Raw genomic sequence first — 9,164 nt, forward strand, 5'->3', positions numbered from 1 at the left:
TGTGCAAGTTTTAGGTAACTGGTTTTTTGTGTTCTTCTCACAGATCTCCTCATAAAAAACCAACCTAGCTTTATGCCCCTTTAATGGGGCTACCCTTTTCTATTTCTCCCTTTCGTGTTTTCTTATCTTTTTCTAGTTCCTTTATTTTTAGTTCCTTTCTTTCTATTTTCCTCTTAAGTTTATTTTTTCAGCGCCGATAAAGTCTTATAAGAGTCTATTTTGCTATATCAGTGAACCGCTATTTTAATTAAGAGGTCATTATGACAGTGACAGTAAACACCAATGTGTCTGCCATGACGGCACAGCGATATTTGAATCAAGCAACAGAACAGTTAAATCAATCGATGGAACGTCTTTCTTCTGGTAAGCGCATTAATAGTGCCAAAGATGATGCGGCAGGATTGCAAATTTCTAATCGACTACAAGCTCAAATGAGCGGGTTAAATGTTGCTGTGCGTAATGCCAATGATGGTATTTCTATTGCTCAAACGGCGGAAGGTGCGATGAATGAAAGCACCAATATCCTTCAGCGTATGCGTGATTTAGCGTTGCAATCATCAAATGGTTCAAATGCTTCACAAGATAGACAAGCGATCCAAGAAGAAGCCGATGCGCTAAATGATGAATTAAATCGTATTGCTGAAACAACCTCTTTTGGTGGACGTCGTTTATTGAATGGTCAATTTGGGACATCAACTTTCCAGATTGGTGCCAATGCAGGTGAGGCGGTACAACTCACGTTAGGCAGTATGCGTTCTGATACCTTAGCGATGGGCGGTTTTCATTACACCTCTCAAAATCAGCTAAATAAAGGTTGGACTGTCCCAGAAGGCGGCCAAACCTTAACCATGTCATTTGCTGATGAAAATGGTAAAGCTCAAGAGATCACGATAGAAGCGAAAGCGGGTGATGATATTGAAGAGTTAGCAACTTATATCAATGGACAGAATGACACGGTTCAAGCGTCAGTGGATGAAAAAGGCCAGTTGCAGTTATTTACTGCCGGTGATTTAGTTTCAAGTGCGGTGACCTTTGGTGGCTCGTTATCAGCGGAACTTGCGATTGGTGGTGCGGTATTTGATACCGTCAATGATTTAGATTTAACCAGTGTGGGTGGTTCTCAAAAAGCGATTGCTACGTTAGATGCCGCATTAGGATTTGTTGATAAAGAACGTGCCACTTTAGGGGCTTTTCAAAATCGTTTTGGTCATGCAATTAATAATTTAAATAATATTAATGAGAACATCTCTACATCGAACAGTCGAATTGAAGATACTGATTTTGCTAAAGAAACGGTCGAAATGATGAAGGCTCAAATATTACAACAAGTGAGCTCAACAATATTAGCTCAAGCAAAGCAATCACCAGACATTGCATTAAAATTACTAGGCTAATGAGAGAGTGAATGTATGTTCTCTTTTTATTAAACCAGCGTTGAGCTGGTTTTTTTTCGCCTAGAAAAAATAAGCGGCGTTATAAGGAGAGAGAATTTGCTTTTGTTGACGAAAGACTCAAAGGTTATTTTATATCAATAAGATACCGCTTACTTGGTGGGTTCGCTTAAAACTTGAGCTATTTTTCTGTCAGATTGTAAAAACTTTGAAGCATGATCATAGTTCATAAAGTAATCAGTCGTTTTATAAATAAATCAATAAAGGTTTATTTTTAACCGTCGCTACATTAAGTATCAGGCGCTAATAGCAATATTGTTAGTACCAAATAATAAAGCTCAGTTTCTGAACACGGAAACCATCGGCAAATTAAACGGAGATACAACAATGTCAATTACAGTAAATACGAACGTATCAGCAATGACAGCTCAGCGTTACCTGAATAGTGCAACGGATGGCGTCAATAAATCAATGGAGCGCTTATCTTCTGGCTTTAAAATTAATAGCGCGAAAGACGATGCGGCAGGTCTGCAAATTTCAAATCGTTTAACGTCCCAGTCTCGTGGATTAGAAGTTGCTGTACGTAATGCGAATGATGGTATTTCAATGGCACAGACAGCAGAGGGTGCAATGAATGAGTCGACCAACATCCTTCAACGTATGCGTGATTTATCACTGCAATCATCAAATGGTTCAAACACAACAGCGGATCGCGAAGCGATCCAGCAAGAAGTTGGCGCTTTAAATGATGAGCTAAACCGCATTGCAGAAACAACCTCATTTGGTGGTTCTCGCCTTCTAAATGGTCAGTTTGGTACAAAGTCATTTCAAATTGGGGCAGATTCGGGTGAAGCCGTCATGCTTAGCTTAAATAACATGCGCTCAGATTCTGCATCAATGGGCGGGACGAGTTATAAAGCAGAAGCTGGACGTGATGCTAATTGGATGGTTAACGCTGAAAATTCGGAACTTACTGTATCGTTTTTAAATAAAGCCGGTGAAGAAAAAGAGCTAACGATTAATGCAAAAAATGGTGATGATATTGAACAGGTAGCGACGTACATTAATGGCCAAACAGATTCAATTAATGCATCAGTGTCTGAAAACGGTGAACTGCAAATCGTCACCTCTAATGACAAGGTACAAGGTGAAGTTACATTTGGTGGCTCATTAGCAAACGAGCTAAACATGGGTAAAGCTCAAGCTGAAACCGTAAAAAATATTGATGTAACCACAGTTGGAGGCTCACAGAAGGCCGTTGCTATACTTGATGCAGCAATGCAGTTTGTTGACTCTAACCGTGCAGATCTAGGTGCATTTCAAAACCGCTTTAATCATGCCATTTCTAATTTAGATAACATTAATGAAAATGTATCAGCGTCAAATAGCCGTATTAAAGATGTCGATTTTGCCAAAGAAACGACAGAGATGACGAAAGCTCAAATTCTTCAACAAGCAAGTTCATCCATCTTAGCTCAAGCTAAGCAAGCACCTAATGCTGCGCTTGGGTTACTACAATAATGTAATTAAACTTTTAAGGTAATTGTGCTCTCACACTATATATAAAAGCTGAGGTTTTCCTCGGCTTTTTTTTATATATCATTATTTTTAGAATGGCATTTCATAATGGCTAAAAATAATTCTGAACAATAATTAATCTAATTATCTTTTAAATTTTCTATATATAGAGATGTCCTTCACGTTTTATCTCTTATTTAAGTTAATTTCATTTTTTTTATCTTTTTTCCTAAAGAGTTTTTGATCTTGAGCGATAACCTAATTACAAGACAGAACGATGTTAAATACTTAATCTTCTTTAAAAAGAAAAGCTTAAAAAAATAAAAAGTTTTTCTAAAGTAATTCAAAGTTAGGTCGTTAAGTTATGTATCAACGATGATTAATACGGTTTCCAATCCAGGAGCGGAGTGATTCGGAACCAAAGCGGAGAAATAAATTATGGCTATCAATGTAAACACAAACGTATCAGCAATGACTGCGCAGCGTTATTTAAATAATGCAACTAATGACCTAAATAGCTCAATGGAGCGTTTGTCTTCAGGTCTTAAGATTAACAGTGCAAAAGACGATGCGGCTGGCCTACAAATTTCAAACCGTCTAACTTCTCAAACTCGCGGCTTAGATGTTGCAGTTCGAAATGCAAACGATGGTATCTCAATGGCGCAAACTGCTGAAGGAGCGATGAACGAAACAACGAACATCCTTCAACGTATGCGTGATTTATCACTTCAATCTTCTAACGGTTCAAATACATCAGCTGACCGTGGTGCAATTCAAGAAGAAGTGGTTGCTTTGAATGACGAATTAAACCGTATTGCAGAAACAACATCGTTTGGTGGTACAAACCTATTAAACGGTCAGTTTGGAACTAAGTCTTTCCAAATCGGTGCAGATTCAGGTGAAGCGGTAATGCTAACACTGAACAACATGCGCTCAGATACAACAGCGATGGGTGGTCACACTTACTCTGCGACGGAAGGTAAAGACGCAAGCTGGTCAGTAAATACAGAAAAAACAGAATTAACAATGAACTTTGTCGATAAAGAAGGCAAAGAGCAAAATATCTCAATCAATGCAAAAGCAGGCGATGATATTGAAGAAGTTGCGACTTACATCAATGGTCAAAGCAATGCGATAAACGCATCTGTTACCGGTGAAGGCAAACTGCAAATATTTGCATCTGCTGACGCGAGTGAGATTAAATTTGGTGGTTCACTAAGCAATGAATTAGGTATGGGTAACAAGGTTGCCGATACAGTAAAAAGCATCGATGTAACGACCGTAGGTGGCTCACAAAAAGCCGTTGCGATTCTTGATTCAGCAATGCAATACGTTGATTCAAACCGTGCAGACCTTGGTGCTTTCCAAAACCGCTTTGGTCACGCTATCAGTAACTTAGAAAATATTAATGAGAACGTTAATGCGTCTAACAGCCAAATCAAAGATGTTGATTTTGCTAAAGAAACGACAGCAATGACGAAAGCTCAAATCCTGCAACAAGCGAGCTCGTCTATTCTAGCTCAAGCTAAGCAGGCACCAAATGCAGCATTAGGCCTGTTGGGCTAATCAGCATCGTAAATACTTGTGAGTATGGGGATTTATGCGACACGCTGAGTTCCTTCCCAACAGGTCATAAGTGAGTCTGACTTACTTTTTTAAATTAACCTAGGCTATCCCGTATGTATTTTGTAGAGGTGAGAGTCTACAAAGTGCATTGAGATACGCTTTATTAAATATATGTGAGAATCAATGGCTGGTTTGGAGGATGAGACCAAACCACTGTTGTACAATTTTCCTTAGGAGATCTATTTATGTCTATTACAGTAAATACTAACGTATCAGCAATGACAGCACAGCGTTACTTAAACAGCGCAACATCTGACGTAAACCAATCAATGGAACGTCTGTCTTCTGGTAGCAAAATCAACAGTGCTAAAGATGATGCAGCTGGCCTACAAATCTCTAACCGTCTAAACACGCAAACACGTGGTCTAGACGTAGCGGTTCGTAACGCAAACGACGGCATCTCTATGATGCAAACTGCTGAAGGCGCAATGAAAGAGACGTCAAACATCCTTTCTCGCGTACGTGACCTTGCACTGCAATCGTCAAATGGTTCAAACACTGATGCTGACCGTGGCGCGATCCAACAAGAAGTAACGGCGCTTTCTGATGAAATGAACCGTATTGCTGAAACAACGTCTTTTGGTGGTACTCGTCTACTAAACGGTAGCTTCGGTACTAAATCTTTCCAAGTTGGTGCTGATTCTGGTGAAGCAGTAATGCTTACTCTGAACAACCTACGTGCTGACGAGTCAAACATGGGTGGCCAATCTTTCACTGCGAAAGAAGGTGTTGCTGCGGGTTGGACTGCTGGTAAAGACGCAAACATGACTATCTCTTTCACAGACAAAGCGGGCGAAGAGCAATCTGTTTCTATCAACGCTAAAGCTGGTGACGATATCGAAGAAGTAGCAACATACATCAACGGCCAAACTGACAAAGTTAGCGCATCTGTTGGTGAAGATGGCAAACTGCAAGTATTCGCAGCTAAAGGCACAATTGAAGGCGAAATCGAATTCTCTGGCGCTCTAGCTAACGAAACTGGTATGTCTGACGCTGTTCAAGCTCAAAAAACAGTAGGTAACATCGATGTTACTTCTGTTGGTGGCTCTCAAGATGCTATCGCAGTTGTTGATGCAGCAATGAAATTTGTTGATAGCCACCGTTCTGAGCTAGGTGCTGCTCAAAACCGTATGGGTCACACAATCAACAACTTAGACAACATTAACGAAAATGTTTCTTCTGCTAAGAGTCAAATCAAAGACGTTGATTTCGCGAAAGAAACAACGGAAATGACGAAAGCACAAATCCTACAGCAAGCAAGCTCTTCTATCTTAGCGCAAGCTAAGCAAGCGCCTAACGCTGCTCTAGGTCTATTACGTTAATCCACGCGATTAATTGATAATACCTAAATAGGTAGGTGGGCGGCTTCATCGTCAACCCACTTACTGAAATATGACAGCAGGGCCGCTCTCCTGCTGTCTTTTTTCGTATTAGGAGGAAAGAGTTATGAACCCCTCATTTGTGTCTTCAGTAACCCCTGCATCCACGCCTTCCAATAACGGCACGCAAATTGCTTATTCTAATCTGCAACCGACATCATCTGTGAATACTATAAATAAAATAGCAGCAAGCGAATCGTCTGAAACATTGACGCCAAGCCAAGCGATTGTAGTAGAAGCAGAACAAAAGCTTGAAACGAAAAAGAAAGAAGAACTTCATAAAGCAGTAAAAGAGCTGAATGAATACGTGAAAAGCATGGATCGAGGATTATCATTTCATTTAGACAGCGAATCAGGGCGGCAGGTTATTACCGTTCGTGAAGTTAGTTCTGGTGAGATTATTCGTCAAATCCCTGATGAAAAAATGTTGGACGTTGCTAGAGAATTAGCTGCCAGTGCATCTGGATTGATAGCTGAGAGGATATAAAACGTTAATTGAGGAAAGCGCTTCATGAGTATGAGCCCGATGGGGATGGGTGGTGGCCTAGATATTAATTCTATGGTGAGCAAAATAGTTGAAAGCGAGCGCTTACCAAAGCAGCAGCGCATCGATCGTGATCGCTCAGATATAGATATGAATATCAGTGGTTACGGCCGTCTGCAAGAATCGTTAGATACCATGAAAAACCTAATGTCGACGTTTCGCCAAGAGGATACGTTTGCATCTCGAACTATCTCAAGCAGTGATGATGAAGTCGTCAGCGCAACCGCGACACCTGATGCCTTAGCTGGCCGATACAGTATCGACGTTTTACAATTGGCTCAAGCTCAAAAATTAGCATCGTCTCCAATTCGTGATGATGCTAAATTTGGTCCAGGAAAACTTGATATATCGCTCGGTGATAAAAATTTCACTATCGATGTTATTGGTAAAAACAATAAAATTACCGATTTATTAAGACAAATTAATGGCGCACCGTCCAACCCTGGTGTGCAAGCTTCTATCGTAAAAGATGATGGCGGATCTCGTCTTATCTTAGCCTCAGACAAACCAGGTGAAAGCCACAAAGTAAAAATTGAAGTTGATGCAGAATATAATGATCAGCTCCATCGTCTTGCTTTTAATCCAAACTTTGATCCCGTGGTATCGACTAAATTCGATATTCCAACCCTTCTTCAATACCAAAATAATCCAGAAATAGCAGCTCAACAAGTAGGTGAACCGTTAACTCAAGAACAAGTTCCAGAATTGAGTGATGATGAAAAATACGCTTACTTTAAACCATTAATCGATGTTGCGAATAGAGATCTTGCGCGTGAAGAAAAAGCGGCGAAAGAAATTCTAGTTCAACAAGAGGCGACGGCTGCATTATCAACACTTGAAGACCCAAGCGATCCTACTTCAGGGATGTCTGGTTGGAGTGAACGTACAGCCGGTACATTACAAGCTGCACTGCCAAATGAAAGTGAAAAAATAGAATTAGCGAAAGCGGCAAAACAAGGTGATAAATCCGCGGCAGAGGCGCTGGCAGAAATTGGTCAAACACCTGATACGGTATTTCAAGCCGCAGGGATTACTTATGAACCGTCTCAACCTGCACCAAAAAAAGAGTTGGTTGATATAGCAAAAGAGAAAATTGAGCAATTACCACCGACAATAAAAGAAATAGCAAAAGAAAAATTAGAACCGATAGAAGAAGTCGTAGAGGCGATTAAGCCTGAAGGCCCACGGAAACCACTGTATTCAGGTCTTCAAGAAGTTCAAACTGCGAGCAGTGCAAAAGTCGTACTTGATGGTATTGCGAGAATTAGTAGTGACACTAATGTAATCCAAGATGCGGTGCATGGTGTTGATATCACGCTTAAAGGAACGACAGTAGAAAACAGCAAGCGTATTGATTTAGACGTTCAGTTTGATAGAGAGGGTGTAAAAGCCGCTATTCAGCAGTTTGTTTCTACTTATAATCAGTTTTATGAAACCACGCAAGCCTTAAGTGGTTTTGACCCAGCGACTGGACAAAGTGGCCCATTGGCAGGAGACAGCGTAGTTCGTTCGGCCGAGTCTCGATTAAAATCTGTTTTCGTTTCGCAAGTAGAGTCCGCCCCTAAAGACATTAAAACATTAATTGAGCTTGGGATATCGACGACGCGTCAAGGGACATTAGAAATAAACGATACGATGCTTGACCGTCAGTTGAATGAAAACTTTGGTCAACTGCATACTTTCTTTGGTGGCTCAAAAGGGTTTGCCAAGAAAGTGGAGGATGTGATCCAAAGCATGACTGGAGTGACGGGGCCAATTCGAACCAGAATGAATACTATGCGAGATCAAAATTACCGTTTGAATGATCAACAAATGGATTTAGATCGTCGAATGGAGAGTATGCAAGAACGTACTCGTAATAAATTTGCCAATATGCAGGACGTTACAGGAAAGATGAAAGCGCAGTTATCTGGCATGATGAACGCATTAGGTTAAAAGAATAGTAAAACCATATATTAGGTGTTTTCGCTGATGTTATTACAACAATTAGAAAAATTAGACCATGAATTACAAAGATTATATCAACGAGATGATATTAATTTTGAACAGTTGGCGGTTGTTTTATTAAATCGGGAACAACTCTTGCATCAATGCATGCAAGTGTCAGAAATAGTGCACTCCACTGAATGGCAAGCTGCAATTGAAAGAACTCAGTTAATTATCCTAGAGATGAATAACTTAGGACAAAAATTTGCTTTAGATTATCAAAAATTGAATCATGGAAAAAAATCGATTCAGTTATATAGAAAATTTCAATAACACTGAGGAAATACGATGAGAGGCTCACTACAAGCATATAAGAAGGTATCGATTGATAGCCAATTAAGTGCTGCATCACCTCATAAGGTCATTCAAATGCTAATGGCAGGTGCTATTGAGCGCTTAATCCAAGGAAAAGCAGCAATGCAGCAAGGTAATATCGCTGTAAAAGGTGAGCGTCTTGGTAAAGCATTGGATATCGTGATCAGTTTACGTACCTGTCTTTCAATGGATGATGGTGGTGACATTGCAAGTAATCTTGATTCTTTGTATGACTTCATGATCCGTCAGATTTCACAAGCAAATCAAAATAATGAACCTCAGTCAATTGATGATGTGGTTGAGATTTTACGTGAAATAAAATCCGCTTGGGACCAGATCCCAGTAGAATTTCATAACCTTACGGCTGATAAAGTTGGCATATAATAAATATATTTTATAAATCAA

At 40.0% G+C, this 9,164-nt stretch carries 8 protein-coding genes; all 8 read left to right on the top strand.

What is annotated here, in order from left to right; translation table 11 throughout:
• The first annotated feature begins 260 nt into the window (after nt 1-260).
• The 8 genes from A6E03_RS04280 (at nt 261) to fliS (ending at nt 9,143) form a co-directional block, all read left to right on the top strand.
• On the top strand, nt 261-1,394 hold the full coding sequence (locus tag A6E03_RS04280) for a flagellin (protein WP_065593818.1): 1,134 nt from the start codon (nt 261-263) through the stop codon (nt 1,392-1,394).
• A 384-nt stretch (nt 1,395-1,778) separates the two neighbouring features.
• Complete coding sequence (locus tag A6E03_RS04285; protein ID WP_065600229.1) at nt 1,779-2,912, top strand: flagellin; 1,134 nt, start codon at nt 1,779-1,781, stop codon at nt 2,910-2,912.
• Between the two features lie 435 nt (nt 2,913-3,347).
• Complete coding sequence (locus tag A6E03_RS04290) at nt 3,348-4,475, top strand: flagellin (protein WP_065600230.1); 1,128 nt, start codon at nt 3,348-3,350, stop codon at nt 4,473-4,475.
• Between the two features lie 245 nt (nt 4,476-4,720).
• Nucleotides 4,721-5,857, top strand: coding sequence for a flagellin (locus tag A6E03_RS04295; protein ID WP_065593815.1), 1,137 nt, complete (start codon nt 4,721-4,723; stop codon nt 5,855-5,857).
• A gap of 124 nt (nt 5,858-5,981) precedes the next feature.
• On the top strand, nt 5,982-6,401 hold the full coding sequence (locus A6E03_RS04300; protein WP_065593814.1) for a flagellar protein FlaG: 420 nt from the start codon (nt 5,982-5,984) through the stop codon (nt 6,399-6,401).
• 24 nt (nt 6,402-6,425) lie between these two features.
• On the top strand, nt 6,426-8,393 hold the full coding sequence (fliD, locus tag A6E03_RS04305; RefSeq protein WP_065600231.1) for a flagellar filament capping protein FliD: 1,968 nt from the start codon (nt 6,426-6,428) through the stop codon (nt 8,391-8,393).
• A 36-nt stretch (nt 8,394-8,429) separates the two neighbouring features.
• Nucleotides 8,430-8,717: a hypothetical protein gene (locus tag A6E03_RS04310; RefSeq protein ID WP_255310579.1), complete on the top strand. Its 288-nt coding sequence runs from the start codon at nt 8,430-8,432 to the stop codon at nt 8,715-8,717.
• A 15-nt stretch (nt 8,718-8,732) separates the two neighbouring features.
• The gene (fliS, locus tag A6E03_RS04315) at nt 8,733-9,143 is read left to right on the top strand and encodes a flagellar export chaperone FliS (RefSeq protein WP_065600232.1); all 411 of its coding nucleotides are present in this window, start codon (nt 8,733-8,735) and stop codon (nt 9,141-9,143) included.
• The last annotated feature ends 21 nt before the right edge of the window (nt 9,144-9,164 follow it).

The organism is Aliivibrio sp. 1S128 (assembly GCF_001691065.1).
Taxonomy (GTDB): domain Bacteria; phylum Pseudomonadota; class Gammaproteobacteria; order Enterobacterales; family Vibrionaceae; genus Aliivibrio.